Source organism: Streptoalloteichus hindustanus, assembly GCF_900129375.1.
Taxonomy (GTDB): Bacteria; Actinomycetota; Actinomycetes; order Mycobacteriales; family Pseudonocardiaceae; genus Streptoalloteichus; species Streptoalloteichus hindustanus.
Genome location: NZ_FQVN01000003.1, coordinates 324,686 through 347,217 on the forward strand (window position 1 = coordinate 324,686; position 22,532 = coordinate 347,217).

Consider the following 22,532-nt stretch of genomic DNA (forward strand, 5'->3'; position numbering starts at 1 on the left):
TCCTGGCAAGAATATACGGAACAGCCGCGAGAACCAAAATCGGGATCGACGGGCCAGGGGCGGTGCACGACCGGCCCGCCTGAGCTGGGACGACGGCGGAGCGCGTCGCGGGCGGCCGCGGCGCGCTCCGCTCCTACGGCTGGGCTTCCTCGGCCGGGCCGCCGCCGCGGAGGGACCACAGCACGCCGTCCAGCTCGTCCGGCTTGACGAGCACCTCGCGCGCCTTGGAGCCCTCCGAGGGGCCGACCACGCCCCGGGTCTCCAGCAGGTCCATGAGCCGGCCGGCCTTCGCGAAGCCCACCCGCAGCTTGCGCTGCAGCATCGAGGTCGAGCCGAACTGGCTGGTGACGACCAGCTCGGTGGCCTGCACCAGCAGCTCCAGGTCGTCGCCGATGTCCGGGTCGACGTCCTTCTTCTCGCCGGGCTTGGCGGCGGTGACGCCGTCGGTGTAGTCGGGCTGCGCCTGTTGCTTGGTGAACGAGACGACCTCGGCGATCTCCTCGTCCGAGACGTAGGCGCCCTGCACGCGCACCGGCCGGCTCGCGCCCATGGGCAGGTACAGGCCGTCGCCCATGCCGATCAGCTTCTCCGCGCCCGGCTGGTCGAGGATGACCCGCGAGTCGGTGAGCGAGGAGGTGGCGAAGGCCAGCCGGGACGGCACGTTCGTCTTGATCAGGCCGGTGACCACGTCCACCGACGGCCGCTGGGTGGCCAGCACCAGGTGGATGCCGGCGGCCCGCGCCTTCTGCGTGATCCGCACAATCGCGTCCTCGACGTCGCGGGGCGCGGTCATCATCAGGTCGGCCAGCTCGTCGACGATGGCCAGGATGTACGGGTAGGGCCGGTAGTCCCGCTCGCTGCCCGGCGGCGCGGTGATCTCCCCCGTCCGCACCTTCCGGTTGAAGTCGTCGATGTGCCGCACCCGGTTGACCTGCATGTCCTGGTACCGCTGCTCCATCTCCTCGACCAGCCAGGCCAGCGCGGCCGCGGCCTTCTTCGGCTGGGTGATGATGGGCGTGACCAGGTGCGGGATGCCCTCGTAGGGCGTCAGCTCGACCATCTTGGGGTCGATCAGGATCATCCGGACCTCGTCCGGCGTGGCCCTGGCCAGCAGCGAGACCAGCATCGAGTTGACGAAGCTGGACTTGCCGGAGCCGGTGGAGCCGGCCACCAGCAGGTGCGGCATCTTCGCCAGGTTCGCGGTGACGAAGTGGCCCTCGATGTCCTTGCCGAGCCCGATCACCAGCGGGTGGGCGTCCGACACGGCCTCGTCGGCGCGGAGCACGTCGCCGAGCCGGACCATCTCCCGGTCGCTGTTGGGCACCTCGATGCCGACCGCGGACTTGCCGGGGATCGGGGCGAGCAGCCGCACGTTGTCGGTGGCCGCGGCGTAGGCGATGTTCTTGGTCAGCGCGGTGATCTTCTCGACCTTCACGCCCGGCCCGAGTTCGACCTCGTACCTGGTGACCGTCGGCCCCCTGGTGAAGCCGGTGACCTGGGCGTCGATCGAGAACTGGTCCAGCACGCCGGTGATCGCCTCGATCATGGCGTCGTTGGCGCGGCTGCGGGCCCTCGGCGCGTCGCCGGCCGTGAGCAGGGTGGTGGGCGGGAGCTGGTAGTCGCCCTCCACGACCCGACCCAGGGCCGGCCGGTCCGCGGGCTTGGCCGCCGCCGGCGGCGTCGCGGCCCGCACCTGGCTGGCCCGGGTCCTGGCCGGTCGGGCCGGCTCCGGCGCGGGCTCCGGCTCGACGTCGTCCAGGCTGAGCTGGTCGGCCTCCGGCTCCTCGGACATGGCGGCCTGTCGCCGCCGCGACGGGCGCCGGAGCCGGACCGCGCCCTCACCGGCCGGGCCGGCGTCCCGCGTCCCGTCGTCCTCGTCACCGTGCTCGTCGTGCTCGTCCTCCGCCTCATGGCCGGCCCGGGTGAGCTGCCGCAGCCGGTCCGGGATCTCGCGCACCGGGGTGCCGGTGAGCACGAGCACGCCGTAGACGGCCAGCAGGATCAACAGCGGTCCGGCGACCCACAGCGACAGGTACCGCGCCAGGGGGTCACCCGCCAGCGCGCCCAGCACCCCGCCGGCGAACATGCGGTGGTCGTTGTCGGCCGGCATGCCGGAGAACTGGTGGAACAGGCCGAGAACCGACAGCACGAGCAGCAGTGAGCCGACCACGCGGCGCGGGCGGACCTCCGGTCGCGCCGCGCTGCGCATCAGCACGATGCCGAAGGCGAACAACGCGATCGGCACGGCCACGGCGAGGGCGCCGACCGCGCTGCGGACCGCGCGCTCGATCCAGAGGCCCACCGGGCCACCGGCCCGCCACCACACGCCCGCCGCGGTGACCATCGCCAGCGCGACCAGTCCCAGCGCGAGGCCGTCCCTGCGGTGGGCGGGGTCGATCTCCCTGGTGCGCCCGACCGCGCGCACCGCGCCGCCGACCCCCTTGGCGAGCAGGTTCCACGCCCGCCGGACCGCGGGGCCGAACCCGGAACCGCCGCGCTTCCGCGCCGGGGCCTTCTTCCGCGAGGAGCCCGACCGCGAGGACCCAGCCCCGCGCCGCGGCGTCCTCGCCGTCGACCCGGTGGACGTCCGTCCGGCCGCCCCGCCCGTGGTCCGCTTCCCGGTGGACTTCGCGGACTGACCCGACTTGGCCCCGCCTGACCTGGGAGAACTCGACCGCCCCCCGGTTCCGCCGCGACCTCGCGGCGTGCTTCCGCCCTTCGTCGTCGCGCGGCTCCCCATGTCCCACACGGTAGTCGCGTCCGCCCCTCGCGTCCCAACCGTCACGACCCGTCACGGCAGCCCCGCCCGAACGACGGGGCGGGAAAATCGGCGGCCGGGGCCCACAGCGGCGAACCGACGTGCCATGCTGCACGCGCCATGGTTGCCCTGCCTTCGCTCCCGAACGAGCCGACACGCCGGCCGGCTCCGCGTCGCACCCGAACGCCGCGCCTGTGGCGCGTCCTCACCCGCGTCGACCAGGCCCTGGTCGCCCTGACCGGCCGCGTCGAGGTCACCGGCGACGTGCCGGCCGACCTGCGGGGACGACCGCTGCTGCTGGCCGCCAACCACATCGGCGTGTTCGACGTGTTCGTCCTGATCGCCGCCTGCCGCCGGATCGGCGTGTTCCCGAGATTCATGGCCACCGCCGGCCTGTTCGACACCCCGGTCCTGGGCTGGGCGCTGCGCCGGTCCGGACACGTCCGGGTGGACCGGGGCAAGGGCAACGTCACCGAGGCGTTCGACCACGCGGTCGCGACGCTGCGCGGGGGCGACCCGGTGCTGCTCTACCCGGAGGGCCGGATCAGCCGCGACCCCGGGCTGTGGCCGGAACGCGGCAAGAGCGGCGTCGCCCGCATGGCGTTGGCCGCCGGCGCGCCGGTCGTGCCGGTGAGCCAGTGGGGCGCGCACGAGGCGGTGTACTGGGGCACGCTCACGGTCGAGGGCTGGTCCGACGTCAAGCCGCTGCTCACCTCGTGGTTGCGGGCGTTGCGCGCGCGGCCGACGTTCCGGGTGCACTTCGGGGCCCCGGTCGACCTGACCGGCCTGGACGCCGGCCGCCCCGGCGACGCCGTGCGGGCCAGGGACCGGATCATGCGGGCGATCACCGCCGGGCTGGCCCCGCTGCGCGCCGACGAGCCGCACCAGCCGCGCTTCCACGACCCGACGCGGCCCACCGACGGCCGCAGTCCCTGGAAGCCGTGAGCGGCGCGCCCTGACCGTCGAGGAACGCCGTCAGGGTCGCGACGCCCGGCTCCGGGAACCGAAAGCCACCCCAACGGTGGTTCGCCCACCCACTCGACGAGGCGACCGCCCGGAGCGGTCCGGCGGCGACGAGGCGCGCGTCAGCTGACTCGCAGCGGGCGTGGGCGAAGGAAAGTGCTGGTCACGGGGCCACGGGGTGATCAGCGCCCAGGGAGGGCGCGCACCCCGTGACCCCGATTCCGCTGCGGGAGCCCCGCTGGTCAGGGAGCGCCGACGGGCAGCACGGTCGGCACGATCATCGGCCGACGGCGGTAGGTCTCGGCGACCCACCGGCCCACCACCCGGCGCACCGCCTGGGCGATGCGGTGGGTGTCGGTGATGCCCTCCGCCTCGGTGCGCGACAGCTCCATCTCCACCAGCGGCACCACGTCGTCCAACGCCTTCGGGTCGTCGGAGAAGCCCCGGCCGGAGATCGTCGGCGGGGCGACCGCGCGCCCGCTGTGCGACTCCACCACGACGGTGATCGCGATGAACCCGCCCTCGCCGAGGATGAGCCGGTCCGACAGGGTCGACTCGCCGACGTCGCCCACGGACAGCCCGTCGACGTAGACGTGGCCGACCTCGACCCGGCCGGTGATCCGCGCGATGCCGTCGACCAGGTCGACGACCACGCCGTCCTCGGCCAGCACCACGCGGTTGGCCGGCACGCCGGTGAACCGGGCCAGCTCGGCGTTCGCCCGCAGGTGCCGCCACTCGCCGTGCACGGGCATCACGTTGCTCGGCCGCACGGCGTTGTAGAGGAACAGCAGCTCCCCCGCGGAGGCGTGACCCGAGACGTGCACCTTGGCGTTGCCCTGGTGCACCACCCGCGCCCCGAGCCGGGCCAGGCCGTTGACCACGCCGAACACCGCGGTCTCGTTGCCGGGGATGAGCGAGCTGGCCAGCACCACCAGGTCGTCCGGGCGGATGCGGATCTGCCGGTGCTCGCCCCGCGCCATCCGGGACAGGGCCGACAGCGGCTCGCCCTGCGACCCGGTCGAGACGAACACGACGCCGTGGTCGGGCAGGGTCATCGCCTCGTCGATGTCGACCAGCAGGCCGTCCGGCACGGACAGCAGGCCGAGCTCGGTCGCGATGCCCATGTTGCGCACCATCGAGCGGCCGACGAAGGACACCTTGCGGCCGTGCGCCGCGGCCACGTCGAGGATCTGCTGCACGCGGTGCACGTGGCTGGCGAAGCAGGCCACGATCACCCGCTGCCTGGCCTTGCCGATCACCCCGTCGAGCACCGGGCCGATCTCCCGCTCCGGCGTGACGAAACCGGGCACCTCGGCGTTGGTCGAGTCGACCAGGAACAGGTCGACGCCCTCGTCGCCGAGCTTGGAGAAGCCGGCCAGGTCGGTGAGGCGGCCGTCCAGCGGGAGCTGGTCGAGCTTGATGTCGCCGGTGTGCAGCACGACGCCGGCCGAGGTGCGGATGGCCACCGCCAGCGCGTCCGGGATCGAGTGGTTGACCGCGAAGAACTCGCACTCGAACGGGCCGTGCTGGCTGCGCTGGCCCTCGACGACCTCCACGAGCACCGGGCTCTGCCGGTGCTCCCGGCACTTGGCGGCGACCAGCGCGAGGGTGAACCGCGAGCCCACGACCGGCAGGTCGGGCCGCAGCTTGAGCAGGAACGGCACCGCGCCGATGTGGTCCTCGTGCCCGTGCGTGAGCACCAGGGCCTCGATGTCGTCCAGCCGGCTCTCGATCGCCCGGAAGTCGGGCAGGATCAGGTCGACGCCGGGCGCGTCGTCCTCGGGGAACAGCACGCCGCAGTCGACGACCAGCAGCCGGCCGTCGTGCTCGAACACGGTCATGTTCCGACCGACCTCGCCGACGCCGCCCAGGGCGACCACCCGGAGCCCGCCCTCCGGCAGCGGGGGCGGCGGGGCCAGGGGGACGATGCCGTCGGGCGCCGGCCTCATCGACCGGCCATCCCTGTCCATGCGGCGCCCGGTTCCGCCACCGCGACGCCCACCCCCCGCAGCACCTCGGTCAGGTCGGCGACCTGCCTCGGCGTCGCCGCGAGCAGCGGCAGCCGGGGGTTGCCCACGTCGAGGCCGCGCGCCCGGAGCGCGGCCTTGGCGAAGACCACCCCACCCATGGCGCCGAAGATCCGGTACACCGGCATCAGGTCGCGGTGGAGCTTGCGGGCGACCCGGATCTCCCCGGCCTCGAACGCCGCCAGCATGCGGCCCAGCCGGTCGGCGAAGACGTGGCCGACCACGCTGACGAAGCCGACCGCGCCCACCGACAGCCACGGCAGGTTCAGCGCGTCGTCGCCGCAGTAGTACGCCAGGTCGGTGTCGCGGAGGGCCTCGGAGCCGGCGACCAGGTCGCCCTTGGCGTCCTTGACCGCGACGATCCGGGGGTGCTCGGCCAGACGGCGCAGCGTGTCGACCTCGATCGGGACCACGGAGCGCGGCGGGATGTCGTAGAGCATGACCGGCAGCTCGACGGCGTCGGCCACCGTCCGGAAGTGCGCGAGCAGGCCGGCCTGCGTCGGCTTGGAGTAGTAGGGCGTCACCAGGAGAAGGCCGTGGGCGCCCGCGCGCTCGGCGGCCCGCGCCAGGTGGACGCTGTGCGCGGTGTCGTAGGTGCCGGCGCCGGCGACCACGGTCGCCCGGTCCCCCACCGCCTGGACGACGGCGCGGACCAGCTCGGCCTTCTCCGTGTCGCTGGTGGTCGGCGACTCGCCGGTGGTCCCGTTGACGACGAGACCGTCGTTGCCCAGCTCCACCAAGTGCGCTGCCAGTTCCTGGGCCTTGTCCAGGTCCAGTCCGCCGGCGGCGGTGAACGGGGTGACCATGGCGGTGAGGACCCGGCCGAAGGGTCGTCCCGCGGAAGCTGTCGGACGTACGGTCATGACAATGACGCTACCGCGAATTGGGTGAACCTAATCCACCGCACCGGGGGGAGTCGCCCGGCTGCGGGCGCCATGCCGCCCAGGTGGCGCCGCCGTCAGCACCTCATAGTGGCTCAGAGACCCCGACGCAGTCCCCGCACCACCTCGACATCCGCCTGATCGCCGACGAACTCCACCTGAACGGCCGCACGGCCGAAGGCGTAGAGCAACAGTTCGGCGGGCGCGCCGACGACGGCGACGGCGCGCGGGCCACGCCGGACGACGGCCTCGGTCCCGTCCGGCCGCCGCAGCGCGACGCCGACGGGGCTGCGCCGGAAGGCGAGCCGGCCGATCCGCTCGACCGCCCGCCACGCCGCCGCGTCCCGCGCGGGCTCCTCGGGGCGGGGCCGCCACCCCTCCCGCGCCCGCCGCACGTCCTCGTGGTGCACGAGGAACTCCGCGCTGTTGGCCGCCTCGTCGACGCGCGGCAGGGAGAACGGGGACCAGCGGGGCGGCCCGGCCCGCAGCGTCCGCACGAGGTGCCCCCACGGTTGCTCGGCGATCCGGCGTTGCACCCGTTCGGTGTAACCGGCCAGCGGTCGGAGCAGGATGCCCGGGGCGGCGTCCGGCCGCCGCTCGCGCAGCACGAGGTGCGCGGCGAGGTCCCTGGTGCGCCATCCCGCGCACAGGGTCGGCTCGTCCGGCCCGAGGCGGTCGAGCAGATCGCAGAGCTGACGCCGTTCGTCCCTGGCCACACCCATGTGATCACCGTACGCCGGGCTGACCGCGGGACGCGGGCGGCCGCGTCCGGCGTCAGTGTCGGGATGCCGCCGCCGGGTCAGGCCTGCTCGTGCACGGTGTGCCCGGCGGAGCGCAACGCGGCGACCGCGGTCGCCAGGTCCTTCTCCCGCACGAGCACGTGGTCGGTGTCGAAGGTGGACACCGCGAACAGCGCGACGCCGGCGTCGGCCAGCGCCCCGGACAGGTTCGCCAGGATGCCGGTGAGGGCGAAGTCCAGCGGACCGCGCACGGTGAGGACCCGCCAGTCCCCCTCCACGCGGGCGCCGGCGGGCGCGTGCCCCTCCGGGCACACGACCGACAGCTCGTCCGGGCTCCTGGTCACCGACACCAGACCGACCGCGCCCCAGACCCCGGCCGGCACCGGGTGGTCCGGCGCGAGCCGGGCCACCACGTGCCGACCGGGCAGCACGTCGAGGGTCAGGCCGGCCTCGCCGACCGGCCCGGCCCCCTCCTCGGACACCGGCAAGTGCTCAGCCCTCGGTCACCAGCGGGCTGGAGGCGACCTCGGTGCCGTCGGCCAGCGCGGTGATCTCGAAGTCGCTGAACACGTTCGGCGCGGCCTTCTGGAGCTGCCGCAGGCACTCGATGGCGAGCGCGCGGATCTCGACGTCGGCCGCCTCGGTGGCGCGCATCGCGACGAAGTGCCGCCACGCGCGGTAGTTGCCGGTGACGACGATGCGGGTCTCGGTCGCGTTCGGCAGCACCGCGCGCGCCGCCTGCCTGGCCTGCTTGCGCCGGAGGGTGCCGTTGGGCACGTCGGCGAACTTCTTCTCCAGGTCGACCAGCAACTCGTTGTAGGCGTCCTGCGCGGCCTGGGTGGCGGCCAGGAACTTCGCGTGCAGCTCGGGGTCGGAGGCGATCACGTCCGGCTCGACCATGGCCGCGTCCTTCTCCGGGACGTAGCGCTGGGACAGCTGCGAGTACGAGAAGTGGCGGTGCCGGATCAGCTCGTGGGTCAGCGAGCGGGAGATGCCGCTGATGTAGAAGCTCACCGAGCCGTGCTCCAGCACGGACAGGTGCCCCACCTCGATGATGTGACGGATGTAGCCGGCGTTGGTGGCCGTCGCCGGGTTGGGCTTGCGCCAGGACTGGTAGCAGGCGCGGCCGGCGAACTCGGCCAGCGCCTGACCGCCGTCGGCGTCGGTGGACCACGGCACGTCCGCCGGCGGGAAGAACTCCGTCCTGGCGACCAACTGCACCTTCGGCGACACCGTCTCGACCACGGCGACCGTCCCCTTTCTCCCCCGGCGGCCCACGCCCACCGACCTCGCGTCTTCCGAACAAGGCAGGTTACGGCGTGCCCGGGACCCCGTCGAAATCGCCTGCGGACGCCGCGACGGACAGTCACGATCAAGCCGCGTGACATCAGATGTGATGTCACACGATCGGTTGACTGACATCAGTGATGACGTCATAGTGACGTCATGGAACTGGAGCCGTACGTCGCACAGATCCGGGACGGCCTGGGGTCCGCCGTCTCGACGGCGGACCCCGAGGTCCAGCGCACGGCCGCGCTGCTGGCCGGGGCGCTGGAGCCGGCCGCGCGGCTGGCCCTCATGAACGCGTTGTCCGACCTGGCGGCCGAGGTCACCGCGGCCTGGGACGACGGCGTGGTGGAGGTGCGGCTGGCCGGCAGGGACGTGCGGGTGGTGGTCACCCGCACCGACCAGCCCGCCGGGGACCGACCCGAACCGGGGCAGGCGCCGCCGCCCCCGCCTCCGCCGCCGGCCGACGGCGGCGACATCAGCCGGATCACCCTCCGGCTGCTCGACGAGATCAAGGCCAGGGCCGAGCGGGCCGCGTCGGCGCAGGGCGTGTCCCTGAACACCTGGGTGTCCCAGGCGGTGCAGGGGGCGCTGGGGACCCAGGGCCGACGGGACCGGGCCGAGCGACCCGAGGAGCCGAACCGGGACGGCCGCCCCGGCGGTCGGGTCCGCGGCTGGGTCCAGGGCTGAGCGTGAGGGGAGCGAGCATGACCGACGGGGGAACGACGCCGGACGCGCACGAGGTCGTGCGGCGGGACAGCTTCACGGTGACCGGTCCGGTCGAGGTCGACGTGGCGGTCGCGGCCGGCCGGGTCGAGGTGCGGCTGGGCGACGACCCGGAACTGCGGGTCGAGGTGCGGCACGCGCCCGAGGCGACCGGGGCGTTCACCACCGGCCTCACCGGCCTGGTCAGCTGGGTGACCAGCCAGTTCGGCGGACGCGACGACGCGCCGGCCGAGCCGGGCGGGGAGGCGGTCCGGCAGACGCGGGTCGAGCTGACCGGGCAGCGGCTCGTGGTGCGCACGCCCAAGGCGCTGCCGCTGAAGCTGGTGCCCGTCGCGGTCACCGTGCACGCCCCGAACGGGGCACAGGTCTTCGTGCACAGCGGCACCGCGGACGTGACCGTCACCGGCGCGGCGCAGCGGGTGGACGTCACGACCGGCACCGGCGACGTGACGGTGGACCGGGTCGAGGGCAAGGCGTCGGTGCACACCGGGGCCGGCGCCGTGCGACTCGGCCCGATGCTCGGCGGCCTGCGCGCCCGCACCGGCACCGGGGACCTGGAGGTGTCCTCGGTCGACGGTCCGGCGACCCTGCTCAGCGGCAGCGGCGACGTGTGGCTGGGCGCGGTCCGGGCCGACGTCACCGCGCGCACCGGCACCGGGGACCTCACGGTCGCCGACGCGGCCGGCGGCCGGATCGAGCTGCAGAGCGGCTCCGGCGAGGTCCGGGTGGGCGTGCGCTCCGGCGTGGTCGCCGAGGTCGACCTCAGCTCGGGGTCCGGCACGGCGCGCAGCGAGCTGTCCGTGCTGGACCGGGCGCCGGAGGAGCCGACCACCGTCTGGCTGCGTGGGCGGACCGGCTCCGGCGACGCGGTGGTCACGACCGCGGTCGGCTGAGCGCGGCGGCGGCACGAGGTGACCACCAGGGGGTGTCACCTCGTGCCGCTCGCGCCGCGTTGCGTGACCAGACAGGGCTGATCGGGGCGGGGCTGATCGGGGCGGGGCCGGTCGGAACGGTGTCTCCGGTCAGGTCCCGGTCAGGGTGGGGCGCCGCGGTCAGGACAGGGCCGCGCGCAGCGGCGCGGCGAGGTCGCCCCGCTCCCCCACCGCCACGTCCGGCAGCCCGAGCCACTCGGCCATCAGGCGCAGCTCCCCGGCCAACTCGTCGGCCACCCGGCCGACGTCCGCGCCGGGCTCGGCGAACGCGCCCGGCACCCGGAGCACGCCCGCCGCCCGGTCCGCCTTCAGGTCGACCCGGGCGACGAGCCGCTCGTCGAGCAGGAACGGGAAGACGTAGTAGCCGTGCACGCGCTTGGCGGCCGGCACGTAGATCTCGATCCGGTAGAAGAAGTCGAACAGCCGCTCGGTCCGCGACCGCTCCCAGACCAACGGGTCGAACGGGCAGAGCAGCGCCCGGCCGGTCACCCGTCTCGGCGCCCGCGCCGCGACGTGCCGGTAGGCGGTGTGCCGCCAGCCGAGCACCTCGACCGGCTCCAGCACCCCCTCCTCGACCAGCTCGGCCACCGCGCGCCGGCACTGCGCGACGCCCAGCCGGTAGTAGTCCCGCAGGTCGGTCTCGGTGGCGATGCCCAGCGCCTCGGCGGAGCGCGCCACGAGCTCGCGCGCGGCCTCGGCGGCGTCGAGCTCCCGCTGGCCGAGGACGTCGGGGGGAAGCACCCGCTCCGGCAGGTCGTAGAGCCGCTCGAAGCCCTTGCGGCTGCCGGTGGTGAGCTCGCCGACGGCGAAGAGGTACTCGCACACCACCTTGGTGTCCGAGCGGTTCCACCAGGTCCCCTTGCCGCGCCGGCCGGCGTCGCCGAGGGCGCGTTCCAGCCCGCCCGCGCCGATCGGGCCGAGGTCCTTGACCGCCGTGAGCACCTCGTCGACCAGCTGCGGGGAGCGTTCCACCGCCGCGCGGACGTGCGGCCAGTCGCGCGCCGCGTACTCCCGCATCCGCCACCGCAGCAGCGGCCAGTCCTCGACCGGCACCAGGCTCGCCTCGTGCGCCCAGTACTCCACCAACAGCCGGGGCCGGCTCGCCCGGTGCGTCCACGCGGCCTCGTCCAGCAGCCCCGGGTCGTACGCGCCCAGCCGGCTGAACAGCGGCGCGTAGTGCGCCCGCACCGCGACGTTCACCGAGTCGAGCTGGAGCAGCTTGGTGCGCCGCAGCGCCCGCTGGAGGTGGCGCCGCGTCGGCGGGCCGGACGGACGGGGCTCGGCGAACCCCTGCGCGGCCAGCGCGATGCGGCGGGCCGTGTCGACGTTCATCGTCTGCACGACTGCTGGATCTTGCCATCGTCCCCCGACAATTCCGGGGCCGTTTCCGCGCCCGACGGCCGCCGGGCGCCCCTGCGCTCCGCGCTGACCACCAGGACGACGGCCGCGAGCACGAGCAGACCGCCGACGAGCTGCGCCACGTCGACCCGCTCGTTGGCCAGCACCACACCGAGGAACACCGCGATCACCGGGTTCACGTAGGCGTAGGTGGACACCGTGGACACCGGGAGCTTGCCGAGGGCGTAGACGTAGGAGCTGAACGCGAACACCGAGCCCACCAGCGCCAGGTACCCGAGAGCCAGCCACGAGGACGTGGTGACCGCGCCGACGTCCAGCCTCTCCCCGCGCGCCCAACCGGCGACCAGGAGCGCCAGGCCGCCGACGAGCATCTGCACCGCGGACGACGCGAACGGGTTGGGCGGCACCGGCAGCCGGGTGGTGGCCACCGAGCCGACCGACCAGCCGAGGGCGGCCAGCAGCACCAGCCACGGCGCCCACCACGCCGTTCCGTGCGTGCCGCTCGCGCTGCCGCCGCCGAGCAGCACCAGCACCGCCAGGCCGCCCAGGCCCACGACGATCCCGACCACGGTGGCGCCCGAGGGCCGCTCCCCGAGCAGGCGGCGCAACACCACGACGTAGAGCGGGACGCAGGCGATCAGCAGCGCCGTCATCCCGGACGACACGTACTGCTCCGCGACAGTGACCAGCCCGTTGCCGATGGCGGGGAGCAGCAAGCCGGCCAGCGCCGAGGTCCCGAACTGCGCCCTGGTCATCCGCAGGGCGCGCGGCCCGGCGAACAGCAGGACGAGGAGGGCCAGCACCCCGCCGCCCACCAGGAACCGCATACCGGCGGAGAGCATGGGCGGCGCGGACTCCACCACGAACCGGATGGCCAGGTACGTCGATCCCCAGACGACGTAGACGACGCCGAGCGCCGCCCACGCCCACCATGTCGGCCCTGTCCGCTCCGCGGTCCCGTTCGCGCTCATGCCGCCACACTCGCACGCCGGAACGCCGAACCACCCCCGCTTTCCCGCCGCCTGTGTCCGGTGCCACGACCCGCGGGGCCTCCGCGCTCGGCGAGTGTGACGAGAACAACAGCGAGCAGGACCAAACCCCCGCCCACCAGCTGCGACGGCGTGACCGGCTCTCCCACCACGGTCGCGCCGAGGACCACCGCGACCACCGGGTTCACGTAGGCGTAGGTGGACACCGTGGACACGGGCAGCGCCCGGAGCGCGAACGCGTAGGCGGCGAACGCGAGGACCGCGCCGAAGGTCACGAGGTAGAGCCAGGCCCACCACGAGTCCCCGCTGACCGCGTCCACCGCCACCCGCTCCCCCGCCACCAGCCCGGCGGCCGTCAGCGCCCCGCCGCCGAAGGCCATCTCCGCGGCGCACTGCGCGAAGGGGTACGGCGAGACCGGCAGGCGGACCGCCACGACCGAACCGACGGACGACCCCAGGGCGGCGACCAGCACCAGCGGCGGTCCCCACCACGCCGCGTCGTGGGTGCCGCCGAACCCGTCGCGGACGGCGAGGAGCACCACGAGCCCGGCGAGGCCGACGACCACCCCGACCACCGTGCCCGTGGGCGGGCGATCGCCCAGCGCCCACCGCGCGAGCGCCACGAACAGCGGCACGCCCGCGACGAGCAACGCCGCCAGCCCCGACGCGACGTGCCGCTCGGCGACGGTGACCAGACCGCTTCCCATGGCGGGCAACAACAGTCCGGTCAGCGCCGCACTGCCCAGCCAGCTCGGACGCAACCGCAGCGCGCCCGGACCCGAGACCACCGCGACGATGCCGGCCAGCAGCACCCCGGCCGTGAGGAACCGCGTGCCGGCGCCCAGCAGCGGGGGAGCCGACGACACCAGGAAACGCATGGCGAGATAGGACGAGCCCCACACGACGTAGACAACGCCGAGCGCGAGCATTCCCCTGGCGCGCAAGGAAACCGCGTCAGGCCGATCGTCCACCGCCCAACGGGGGCTCGAACCGACCACGTGCTAACGTTGACAGGAACGGCAATGCCGTCGCTGGGGCCGTTCGTGCGGCACGCGATGACGAGTCCGTCTCCGCGCGGTCACGAATCGTGATCTCGATACTCCTGATGCCACAACGGTTCCGCCGGCTGGTTCACGTCGATCGGCTCTGCCGCGCCCAGCCGCCGTCGCTGCACTCTGCTGTTGTCATCTGTTGGGCTGATGTCATCTGTGGGGCCGTTGCCACCTGTTGGCCTGACGCCCTTCCGGGCTGACGTCATCTTTCGGCGGAGCGCGGCGCGGCCATTCCCCTGTGACCAGTGCGCCGGCTCCCGATGCGGGAGTCAATTCATGAATGAGAAGAAGAGACAGGCGTTTCGCCTGACAGCCGTGCTGGCCGGTCTGGTTCTCGGGTTCAGCGGCCTGCTGGCGACCTCGGCGGCGGCGGAGCCCACCACACCGGCCGAGCCCACGACCGCGACCGAGCCGTCGACGGCGACCGAGCCCACCACCGAGGACAACACGCCGTACATCGTGGGCGGAGGCGTTGTCAGCCAGAAGAAGCCGTGGATCGCGGCGCTGCACCGCGACGGCGGCTTCACCTGCACCTCCACCATCATCGCCAAGCGCTGGGTGCTGACCGCCGCGCACTGCGTCGCGGCCGCCGGCAAGTACACCGTGCGCGTCGGCTCACTGGACCGCACCACCGGCGGCACCACCGCCAAGGTGTCCAAAGTGGTGAAGCACCCCAAGTACAACTGGCCCACCGCCGACATCGCGCTGCTCCAGCTCGACCACGACGTCAACACCACCTTCGCCAAGCTGGCCGGCAAGTCCGACCTGAGCGACGGCAAGGCGGTCACCGTCTACGGCTGGGGTTCGGAGAAGGCCGACTGGAGCGGCCCGCTCCCGAAGAAGCTCAAGTACGCCAACGGCACCATCACGAAGGTGTCGTGCACTGACTCGAACGCCAACCCCCGCGTGATCTGCACCAAGACCAACGGCAGCATCGCCGGCGGCGACTCCGGCGGCCCCGCCGTGGTGCGCAACAGCAGCGGCCAGGAGCTCCAGGCCGGCGTCTGCGCGATCGGCCACCGCCCCGCCGGCAGCGGGTGGGCCGGTTACACCAGCGTGGTCGCGTTCCGCGACTGGATCCGCAGCACCGCCGGTGTCTGACACCGGGCGGCCCGGTTCCTGAGCGCCTGACCGGGTTCGTTCGTCATCCCGCGCCGGTCCGCCGCGGCGCGTTCTCTCCCCGCGGTGGACCGGCGTGCCCGGAACCTTCTGATGGGGCGGCACCACTGAGCGACCTGCCGGGCGCCGCCACCAACCACGTCCGGCACCCGTCGACAGATCCGCCGTGCGCGTGTTTTCGCTGTGGCGCAACAACGTTCGACGGTTCCGCACCGTGCTGCGCGAGCCACTCCACACACCCGCGCCCGAAGGAGAACCGGACGGCTCGGAGTCGAGGCGCGCCACTCGCCGCGACGGAACCGGGGTTGCCGCTCCGACGACCGCGCCGCGCACTACGTTGGCGGGCATGGCCATCGCCGCGGTGCGACCCGCCGAGCTGGCGGACGTCCCCGAGATCACCCGCATCCAGCTCGACACCTGGCGTGCCGCCTACGCCGGGCTCCTGCCAGCGTCCGTCCTCAGTGGACTGGACGCCGCGGAGGCCGAACAGGCCTGGCGGCACACCGTCCGGCACGGCCCGGCCCTGGTCCTCGTCGCCACCGAAGGCGACTGGACGGTGGGGTTCTGCGCCGCCGGGCCGGCGCCCGAAGACGAGGTCGCCGACGCCCGCGGCGCGCTGCCCGCCGACGCCGCGACCACCGTCCTGGTCAGCGCGCTGGTGGTGGAGCCGCGATGGGGCCGCCGGGGGCACGGGGGCCGACTGCTCGCCACGACGGCGCGGTCCTTGCGGGACCGGGGTTTCACCCGGGGAGTCGCCTGGGTCCCGGAGGCCGACCAGGCCTCGCTCGCCTTCTACGCGGCGGCGGGCTGGGAGTCCGACGGCACTGTCCGCACCCTGGACACCGGGGCCGGACGGTTGCGTGAGCTGCGGCTGACCGGGAGTCTGGATCTGTCGCTGCGACCGTAGCGCCGCTCCGCGCCGGCCCACGAGCCGCCGGGCGGCCGACCCGACCAACGATGAGGACGCCGGTGCTGGTGTGGGTGTGGTTACCCCTGAGCACGTTCGGGGTCGCGGTGCTCTCGGCCCTGATCCCCGTGATCAGCATGGAGGTCTACCTCGTCGGGGTGGTGCTGCACGCGCCGGAGTTACCCTGGTGGCTGCTCGGCCTGGTGGTCGCGGTGGGCCAGATCGCCGGCAAGCTCCTCTACTTCTACGCGGGCCGGGGCTCGCTCCCGCTGCCCCGCCTGCTGCGCCGCAAGGCCGCCGTCCGGGGCCGGTGGGCGGAACACCTCGACCGCTTCCGCGAGCAGTGCCAGCGCCGTCCCGCGTGGAGCGTCGTCCTGCTGCTGGTCAGCGCCACGGCCAGCCTGCCGCCGTTCGCGGCCACCTCGGTGGTGGCGGGGGTGGCGAACATCGCCCCGACGACCTTCGTCGTCACCGGCCTGGTCGGCCGCTTCGCCCGCTTCGGCGCCCTGGCCGCCGCCCCGGCCCTCTACCTGGACTGGATGACCTGAGCTGGCCGACCCGGGACGGTGGGGCGGCCACCGGACCGCCGGCGGCCGCCCCACCCCAGCCCGGCCTCGGTCCGGCCTCGGTCCGAGCTCAGCCGATCTTCCGCACGGACAGGACCTTCGCGTTCCACGGGCAGAACCGGTCGCCGGTCAGGATGCCCTTCTCCACGTCGGACGGCCGGCCGTCGCAGACCTCGGTGGTGACGTCGGCCCACGCGAAGTCGTTCGGGTCGATGTGCCAGGAGTAACCGACGTTCACGTCGGCGCTGCCCCGCACGATCCGGCCGTTCGGGATCTTCGGCGCGTTCGGGTCGCCCTTCACCAGCCGCAGCGCGTTGTCGATGTCGGCCTGCTCGACGAGCCGCACCCGGTAGACCTCGTCGCCGCCGGTGCGGATGGTGGCCACGTACTGCGGGCCCGCCGCGGCCGCCGCGGCCCCGGGGACCACCGCGCCGAGCACGGTCGCGGCCACCAGAGCGAACTTCGCCGTCTTCTGCACTGGTCCTTCTCCTCACGTCGGGGCCCGCCGGATCGCGACAGGCCGTGAGAACGACACGAGCCACCCTGCCGAGGCCCCGTCAACCACCCTCCGAATCCAGTCACTTACTGTCAGTGAGTAAGGTCATGTAACGCTTCCGACATCCCGCCACGAATCACCCGAACTGACCATGGACGGCGGGGTGCGCGGGGCGGAGCGACACAGCGTGGAGGAGCGATGAGCGAGCGCACTTCCGAACGGGCGGAGCCGCGTCGTCGACGCATGACGGACCCGGCTGCCGAGGCCGCCTACGAGGCCACGCGTCTCGCGTTCGAACTGGGCGCGGCCGTCCGCACCCGCCGGGAGGAACTCGGCATGACCCAGTCCGCGCTCGCCGAGCGAGCGGACATGACCCGGTCGGCGGTCGCCCGGTTCGAGGCGGGTGGCATTGTGCCCACCCTCGCCGTCCTGGAACGCCTCGCCGCCGCCCTGGACAGCGCGCTCACCGTCCGGTTCGAACCGCGTTCCCCTGCCGGGTGAGGGATCCGGCTCAGCCCGCCAGGTCGATGGCGCGCCGCATGGTCTCGCGGGCCCGACGGCGGTCCCCCGCCAGGTCGTAGGCCTCGGCCAGCCGGAACCAGCCCCGCCAGTCCTCCGGGGCCCCCTCGACCTCGGCCCTGCGCTCGGCGAACCAGGCGTCGGCCGCGGCCCGCTCGACCCGGCCGGACGGCAACCGCGGCAGGTGGGAGGTGTCGGGCAGCTCGCCCTCCTCGGCCAGCCGGCGCGCCAGCCGTTCCGTCCGCATCCCGAACCGGAGGTTGGCCACCACGATCCACACGCCGATCAGCGGCAGCGCGAGCACGGCCGCGCCGAGCCCGATCCCGACCGGGTCACCGGTGCGGAACAGGGCGACGGCGCGGCCGGCCAGCAACCCGAAGTAGACCACCAGCACCACGGTGACCAGCACCGAGACGGAGCGGGCCGACATCATCCTGCGGGTGGTGGTCACGAACGCTCAGAGCTCCAGGAACGATTCCAGGCCGACGGTCAGCCCCGGTCGGTTCGGCACGCTTCGCACCGCGAGCAGCACACCCGGCATGAAGGACTTGCGGTCCAACGAGTCGTGCCGGATGGTCAGCGTCTCGCCCTCGGTGCCGAACAGCACCTCCTGGTGCGCGATCAGCCCGGACAGCCGCACCGAGTGCACCCGGACCCCGTCCAGGTCGGCGCCCCGGGCACCGTCAGTCTCGTGGGTGGTGGCGTCCGGCACCGGCCCCAGCTTGGCCGCCGCCCGCGCCTCGGCCACCAGCTCCGCGGTGCGCGCCGCCGTGCCCGAGGGCGCGTCGGCCTTGCGCGGGTGGTGCAACTCGATGATCTCGACCGACTCGTAGTACCGGGCGGCGAGCTCGGCGAACCGCATCGACAGCACCGCGCCGATGGCGAAGTTGGGCGCGACGAGCACCCCCAGCTCCGGCCTGGGCTCCAGCCAGGACCGCACGGTCGCCAGCCGCTCGGCGGTGAAGCCGGACGTGCCGACGACGCAGTGGATGCCCTGGTCGACGCAGAAGCGGATGTTGTCCATCACCGAGTCCGGGTGGGTGAAGTCCACGACCACCTCGACCCCGGCGTCGGAGAGGGTGGACAGCGGGTCGTTCTCGGAGACCGCGGCCACCAGGGCCGTGTCCTCGGCGGCGTCCACGGCGCGGCAGACCTCGGAGCCCATCCGGCCCTCGGCGCCGAGAACACCCACTCGGATCGGTTTGTCGGCGGAACGGGCGGCAGCAGCGGTCATCGAATCACCTCGTGCACCTCGGCCGGCAGGTCGTCGGCATGAGCGTACGGGCCGACGACCGCCGCGCTGAGGGGGCGTCGGAGCAGTTCCCGCGCCAGCGCCGCGACCTGCTCCGACGTCACGGCGTCGATGCGCTCCAGGGTCTGCTCGACCGTCAGGTGGTCGGCGTAGTTCAGCTCGCCCTTGCCGATCCGGGTCATCCGGGACCCAGTGTCCTCCAGCCCGAGCACCAGCCCGCCGCGCAGCTGCCCCCTGCCCCTGGCCACCTCCGCGTCGGACAGACCCTGCGCGGCCACCTCCGCCAGCACCGAGCGGACCACGCCCGCGACGTCGCCCAGCCGCTCCGGCTGACACCCCGCGTAGACGCCGAGGCTGCCGGTGTCGGCGTAGGAGGCCACCGACGAGTACACGGAGTAGGCGAGGCCGCGCCGCTCGCGGACCTCCTGGAACAGCCGGGAGCTCATGCCGCCGCCGAGCGCGGCGTTCAGCACGCCCAGCACGAACCGCCGGTCGTCGTGCCGGTCCAGCGCCCGCACGCCGAGCATCATGTGCGCCTGCTCGGTGTCGTCGCTGTGCAGGGTGAGGCGACGCGCCCCGGTGATCCGCGCGCGGCCCCGGCGCGGCGCGACGGGCGCGCGGTCGCCGTCCAACCGGCCAGCCAGCGCGCCGCGCACCAGCCGCAACACCCGGGTGTGCTCGACGTTGCCGGCGACGGAGATCACCATGCTGGGCAACGCGTAGCGACGGCGGTAGAAGCGGTAGAGCGCGTCCCGGCTCATCGCCGAGATCGACTCCTCGCTGCCCAGCACCGACCGGCCGAGCGGGTGGTCGCCGAGCAGGGCGGTGCAGAACGCGTCGTGCAGCAGGTCCTCGGGGTCGTCGTCGCGCATGGCGATCTCCTCCAGCACCACGCCGCGTTCGGTCTCCATGTCGTGCGGCGCGCAGACCGCCTCGAAGACCACGTCGGTGAGCAGGTCGACGGCCAGCGGCAGGTCGCTGTCGAGCACGTGCGCGTAGTAGCAGGTGTGCTCCTTGGCGGTGAACGCGTTCAGCTCACCGCCGACCGCGTCCATCTCCTCGGCGATCTGGACGGCGCTGCGCCGCGACGTGCCCTTGAACAGCAGGTGCTCCAGGTAGTGCGCGGCACCCGCGACACCGGGGGTCTCGTCGCGCGAACCGACCCCGACCCACACGCCCACGGAGGCCGACCGCACGCCGGGAATCCGCTCCGTGATCACCCGCAGGCCGCCGGGCAGCACGCTGCGCCGCACCTCGCCGCCCTCGCCCCGCTCCAGCACCCGGGTGCTCCCTGGCCGCTGCTGGTGGCCGTTCACCGCCATCACCGCACCGCATCCATTCCCGGCCGCACGCCGGAGGAACGGCCACGACCAGTGGTTCGTGGGCCACCTCGGGCGCGCGGCGCCGACGCCGTTCGCCACGCCGACACCCGCGCGGGCCGGCGCCCGCGGGCAAGCCAAGCACAGGCGTCCACCGCCTCCGCCGTCCGGCCCGTCGTCGGCGCCCACCGCGCGACGTCGTGTCCCGGTCCCAGCGCACGGCCGCGGACGCCATGGGGCGTCCGCGGCCGTGGCGCGGGGGTCACTCGGCCTGGGCCTCCGGGGTCTCCTCCGGAACCAGCACCAGGCTGATCTTGCCGCGGTTGTCGATGTCGGCGATCTCCACGCGGAGCTTGTCGCCGACCTTCACCACGTCCTCGACCTTGGCGATCCGCTTGCCGTTGCCCAGCTTGGAGATGTGCACCAGGCCGTCCTTGCCCGGCAGCAGCGAGACGAACGCGCCGAAGGCCGCGGTCTTGACCACGGTGCCCAGGAAGCGCTCGCCCACCTTGGGCAGCTGCGGGTTGGCGATCGCGGTGATCTTGTCCACCGCGGCCTGCGCGGACGGGCCGTCGGCCGCGCCCACGTAGACGGTGCCGTCGTCCTCGATGGTGATCTCGGCGCCGGTCTCCTCGGTGATCGAGTTGATCATCTTGCCCTTCGGGCCGATGACCTCGCCGATCTTGTCGACCGGGATGTTGATCGTGGTGACCCGCGGCGCGTACGGGCTCATCTCGTCCGGCTGGTCGATGGCCTCGGCCATGACCTCCAGGATGGTCAGCCGGGCGTCCCTGGCCTGCGACAGCGCCTGGGCCAGCACCTCGGACGGGATGCCGTCCAGCTTCGTGTCGAGCTGGAGCGCGGTCACGAACTCCTTCGTGCCGGCGACCTTGAAGTCCATGTCGCCGAAGGCGTCCTCGGCGCCGAGGATGTCGGTCAGCGCGACGTACCGGGTCTCGCCGTCGACCTCGTCCGACACCAGGCCCATCGCGATGCCCGCGACCGGCGCCTTCAGCGGCACACCGGCGTTGAGCAGCGACATGGTGGAGGCGCACACGGAGCCCATCGAGGTGGACCCGTTGGAGCCCAGCGCCTCGGAGACCTGGCGGATGGCGTAGGGGAACTCCTCGCGCTTGGGCAGCACCGGAGCCAGGGCCCGCTCGGCGAGCGCGCCGTGGCCGATCTCCCGCCGCTTCGGCGAGCCGACGCGGCCGGTCTCGCCGGTGGAGAACGGCGGGAAGTTGTAGTGGTGCAGGTAGCGCTTGGTGGTCTCCGGCGCCAGGGTGTCCAGCGTCTGCTCCATGCGCAGCATGTTCAGCGTGGTCACGCCCAGGATCTGGGTCTCACCGCGCTCGAACAGCGCCGAGCCGTGCGCCCGCGGGATCACCGAGACCTCGGCGGCGAGGCTGCGGATGTCGGTGACGCCGCGGCCGTCGATGCGGACCCGGTCGCGCAGGATGCGCTGGCGCACCAGCTTCTTGGTCAGCGACCGGAAGGCGGCGCCGATCTCCTTCTCGCGGCCGGCGAACGCCGAGTCCTCGTCGGCGACCAGGCGCTCCAGGCAGAGCTGCTTGACCTCGTCGATCCGGCCCTCGCGCTCCTGCTTGCCGGCGATGGTCAGCGCCTCGGCCAGCTCACCGCTCACCGCGTTGGCGACGGCCTCGTAGACGTCCTCCTGGTAGGCCAGGAACACCGGGAACTCGGCGGTCTCCTTGGCGGCCACCTCGGCCAGCCGCTGCTGGGCCTCGCACAGCACGCGGATGAACGGCTTGGCGGCCTCCAGGCCCGCCGCCACGACCTCCTCGGTCGGCGCCGGGGCGCCCGAGGCGACCAGGTCGATGGTGCGCTCGGTGGCCTCGGCCTCGACCATCATGATCGCGACGTCGTCGCCGACGATGCGGCCGGCCACCACCATGTCGAACACGGCCAGCTCGAGCTGCTCGTGGGTCGGGAAGGCGACCCACTGGCCGGCCTCGCCCTCGGAGCCCGGGACCAGGGCCACCCGGACGCCGCCGATCGGGCCGGAGAACGGCAGGCCGGCGAGCTGGGTGGAGGCCGACGCGGCGTTGATCGCCACCACGTCGTAGAGGTCCTGCGGGTTCAGGCTCTGCACCGTCACCACGATCTGGATCTCGTTGCGCAGGCCGTCGACGAACGACGGGCGCAGCGGCCGGTCGATGAGCCGGCAGGTCAGGATCGCGTCGGTGGACGGCCGGCCCTCGCGGCGGAAGAACGAGCCGGGGATGCGCCCGATGGCGTACATCCGCTCCTCGACGTCCACGGTGAGGGGGAAGAAGTCGAAGTGCTCCTTCGGCTGCTTCGAGGCCGTGGTGGCCGACAGCAGCATGGTCTCGTCGTCGAGGTAGGCGACGACGCTGCCGGCGGCCTGCCGGGCGAGCCGGCCGGTCTCGAAGCGGATCGTGCGGGTGCCGAACCGGCCGTTGTCGATCACGGCGGTCGTCTCGTGCACCTGGATTTCGGTCATGGGTACTCCTCGTCTCACGGGTCGTGCGCCGCCGCCGCGGGGGCACGGTCCGGACGAGGCCGGTCTTCGATCGAAGTCCCCGGGGCTTCGGTGGCCGCTGCGGCGATGCCGGCGGCCGGCCCGGGAACCACTACCGAGGACCGGCGAACTGGTCC

At 73.5% G+C, this 22,532-nt stretch carries 22 protein-coding genes; 8 read left to right on the forward strand and 14 right to left on the reverse strand.

The genetic code is table 11. The features are described 5' to 3' along the window. Nucleotides 1-133 precede the first annotated feature (133 nt). Nucleotides 134-2,425 carry an FtsK/SpoIIIE family DNA translocase gene (locus BUE43_RS10675; protein WP_407697108.1) on the reverse strand — a complete coding sequence of 764 codons (2,292 nt, stop codon included), beginning with the start codon at nucleotides 2,423-2,425 and terminating at the stop codon, nucleotides 134-136. Between BUE43_RS10675 and BUE43_RS35955 the strand changes: the two genes are divergently transcribed. Continuing rightward, complete coding sequence (locus BUE43_RS35955) at nucleotides 2,406-2,639, forward strand: hypothetical protein (RefSeq protein ID WP_407697109.1); 234 nt, start codon at nucleotides 2,406-2,408, stop codon at nucleotides 2,637-2,639. The genes BUE43_RS10675 and BUE43_RS35955 overlap by 20 nt on opposite strands. A 239-nt stretch (nucleotides 2,640-2,878) precedes the next feature. After that, entirely contained in the window at nucleotides 2,879-3,703 is an 825-nt protein-coding gene (locus tag BUE43_RS10680) for a lysophospholipid acyltransferase family protein (RefSeq protein ID WP_073481605.1), read from the forward strand. 260 nt (nucleotides 3,704-3,963) lie between these two features. Here BUE43_RS10680 and BUE43_RS10685 read toward each other — a convergent pair whose 3' ends face one another. From BUE43_RS10685 to thyX, 5 genes are all read right to left on the reverse strand, one after another. Beyond that, nucleotides 3,964-5,670, reverse strand: coding sequence for a ribonuclease J (locus BUE43_RS10685; RefSeq protein WP_073481607.1), 1,707 nt, complete (start codon nucleotides 5,668-5,670; stop codon nucleotides 3,964-3,966). Further along, on the reverse strand, nucleotides 5,667-6,611 hold the full coding sequence (gene dapA, locus BUE43_RS10690) for a 4-hydroxy-tetrahydrodipicolinate synthase (RefSeq protein ID WP_073481609.1): 945 nt from the start codon (nucleotides 6,609-6,611) through the stop codon (nucleotides 5,667-5,669). Before dapA ends, BUE43_RS10685 begins: the two co-directional genes overlap by 4 nt. 113 nt (nucleotides 6,612-6,724) lie before the next feature. Next, nucleotides 6,725-7,351, reverse strand: a complete 627-nt coding sequence (locus tag BUE43_RS10695; protein WP_073481612.1) for a TIGR03085 family metal-binding protein — start codon at nucleotides 7,349-7,351, stop codon at nucleotides 6,725-6,727. 77 nt (nucleotides 7,352-7,428) lie between these two features. Beyond that, a complete protein-coding gene (locus tag BUE43_RS10700; protein WP_234995649.1) occupies nucleotides 7,429-7,851 on the reverse strand; it encodes an ACT domain-containing protein in 423 nt (140 codons plus the stop codon). A gap of 10 nt (nucleotides 7,852-7,861) precedes the next feature. Continuing rightward, nucleotides 7,862-8,614 (reverse strand): FAD-dependent thymidylate synthase, encoded by a 753-nt coding sequence (gene thyX / locus BUE43_RS10705; RefSeq protein ID WP_073481615.1) that lies wholly within the window; start codon nucleotides 8,612-8,614, stop codon nucleotides 7,862-7,864. A gap of 201 nt (nucleotides 8,615-8,815) precedes the next feature. Here thyX and BUE43_RS10710 point away from each other — a divergent pair, with 201 nt between their 5' ends. Together BUE43_RS10710 and BUE43_RS10715 are read left to right on the forward strand one after the other, a co-directional pair. Continuing rightward, the gene (locus BUE43_RS10710) at nucleotides 8,816-9,346 is read left to right on the forward strand and encodes a toxin-antitoxin system HicB family antitoxin (protein WP_073481617.1); all 531 of its coding nucleotides are present in this window, start codon (nucleotides 8,816-8,818) and stop codon (nucleotides 9,344-9,346) included. Nucleotides 9,347-9,363: 17 nt separating this feature from the next. After that, nucleotides 9,364-10,275, forward strand: coding sequence for a DUF4097 family beta strand repeat-containing protein (locus tag BUE43_RS10715; RefSeq protein WP_073481620.1), 912 nt, complete (start codon nucleotides 9,364-9,366; stop codon nucleotides 10,273-10,275). Between the two features lie 159 nt (nucleotides 10,276-10,434). Here BUE43_RS10715 and BUE43_RS10720 read toward each other — a convergent pair whose 3' ends face one another. Genes BUE43_RS10720 through BUE43_RS10730 form a run of 3 tightly spaced genes read right to left on the reverse strand, consistent with a single transcriptional unit; the run spans nucleotide 10,435 to nucleotide 13,633 of the window. Further along, on the reverse strand, nucleotides 10,435-11,646 hold the full coding sequence (locus tag BUE43_RS10720; RefSeq protein ID WP_456114866.1) for a winged helix-turn-helix domain-containing protein: 1,212 nt from the start codon (nucleotides 11,644-11,646) through the stop codon (nucleotides 10,435-10,437). Then, nucleotides 11,643-12,644, reverse strand: coding sequence for an EamA family transporter (locus BUE43_RS10725; protein WP_073481625.1), 1,002 nt, complete (start codon nucleotides 12,642-12,644; stop codon nucleotides 11,643-11,645). The genes BUE43_RS10720 and BUE43_RS10725 overlap by 4 nt, the downstream gene beginning before the upstream one ends. Further along, entirely contained in the window at nucleotides 12,641-13,633 is a 993-nt protein-coding gene (locus BUE43_RS10730) for an EamA family transporter (RefSeq protein WP_234995650.1), read from the reverse strand. Before BUE43_RS10730 ends, BUE43_RS10725 begins: the two co-directional genes overlap by 4 nt. 357 nt (nucleotides 13,634-13,990) lie before the next feature. Between BUE43_RS10730 and BUE43_RS10735 the strand changes: the two genes are divergently transcribed. From BUE43_RS10735 to BUE43_RS10745, 3 genes are all read left to right on the forward strand, one after another. Further along, a complete protein-coding gene (locus BUE43_RS10735; protein ID WP_073481630.1) occupies nucleotides 13,991-14,815 on the forward strand; it encodes a S1 family peptidase in 825 nt (274 codons plus the stop codon). Nucleotides 14,816-15,179: 364 nt separating this feature from the next. Further along, nucleotides 15,180-15,740, forward strand: coding sequence for a GNAT family N-acetyltransferase (locus tag BUE43_RS10740; RefSeq protein ID WP_073481633.1), 561 nt, complete (start codon nucleotides 15,180-15,182; stop codon nucleotides 15,738-15,740). 50 nt (nucleotides 15,741-15,790) lie between these two features. After that, entirely contained in the window at nucleotides 15,791-16,288 is a 498-nt protein-coding gene (locus BUE43_RS10745; protein ID WP_073481636.1) for a VTT domain-containing protein, read from the forward strand. An 88-nt stretch (nucleotides 16,289-16,376) separates the two neighbouring features. On the opposite strand, the gene BUE43_RS10750 is transcribed toward BUE43_RS10745, so the two are convergent. After that, on the reverse strand, nucleotides 16,377-16,784 hold the full coding sequence (locus tag BUE43_RS10750; RefSeq protein WP_083959562.1) for a BP74-related protein: 408 nt from the start codon (nucleotides 16,782-16,784) through the stop codon (nucleotides 16,377-16,379). A gap of 216 nt (nucleotides 16,785-17,000) precedes the next feature. Here BUE43_RS10750 and BUE43_RS10755 point away from each other — a divergent pair, with 216 nt between their 5' ends. Further along, nucleotides 17,001-17,303: a helix-turn-helix domain-containing protein gene (locus BUE43_RS10755; protein ID WP_073481638.1), complete on the forward strand. Its 303-nt coding sequence runs from the start codon at nucleotides 17,001-17,003 to the stop codon at nucleotides 17,301-17,303. A 10-nt stretch (nucleotides 17,304-17,313) separates the two neighbouring features. Here BUE43_RS10755 and BUE43_RS10760 read toward each other — a convergent pair whose 3' ends face one another. From BUE43_RS10760 to BUE43_RS10775, 4 genes are all read right to left on the reverse strand, one after another. Beyond that, nucleotides 17,314-17,751, reverse strand: coding sequence for a hypothetical protein (locus tag BUE43_RS10760; RefSeq protein WP_073482596.1), 438 nt, complete (start codon nucleotides 17,749-17,751; stop codon nucleotides 17,314-17,316). 27 nt (nucleotides 17,752-17,778) lie between these two features. After that, nucleotides 17,779-18,555 (reverse strand): 4-hydroxy-tetrahydrodipicolinate reductase, encoded by a 777-nt coding sequence (dapB, locus tag BUE43_RS10765; RefSeq protein ID WP_073481641.1) that lies wholly within the window; start codon nucleotides 18,553-18,555, stop codon nucleotides 17,779-17,781. Further along, complete coding sequence (locus tag BUE43_RS10770) at nucleotides 18,552-19,895, reverse strand: M16 family metallopeptidase (protein ID WP_073482598.1); 1,344 nt, start codon at nucleotides 19,893-19,895, stop codon at nucleotides 18,552-18,554. The genes dapB and BUE43_RS10770 overlap by 4 nt, the downstream gene beginning before the upstream one ends. A 259-nt stretch (nucleotides 19,896-20,154) precedes the next feature. Next, complete coding sequence (locus BUE43_RS10775; RefSeq protein WP_073481644.1) at nucleotides 20,155-22,377, reverse strand: polyribonucleotide nucleotidyltransferase; 2,223 nt, start codon at nucleotides 22,375-22,377, stop codon at nucleotides 20,155-20,157. Between the last annotated feature and the right edge of the window lie 155 nt (nucleotides 22,378-22,532).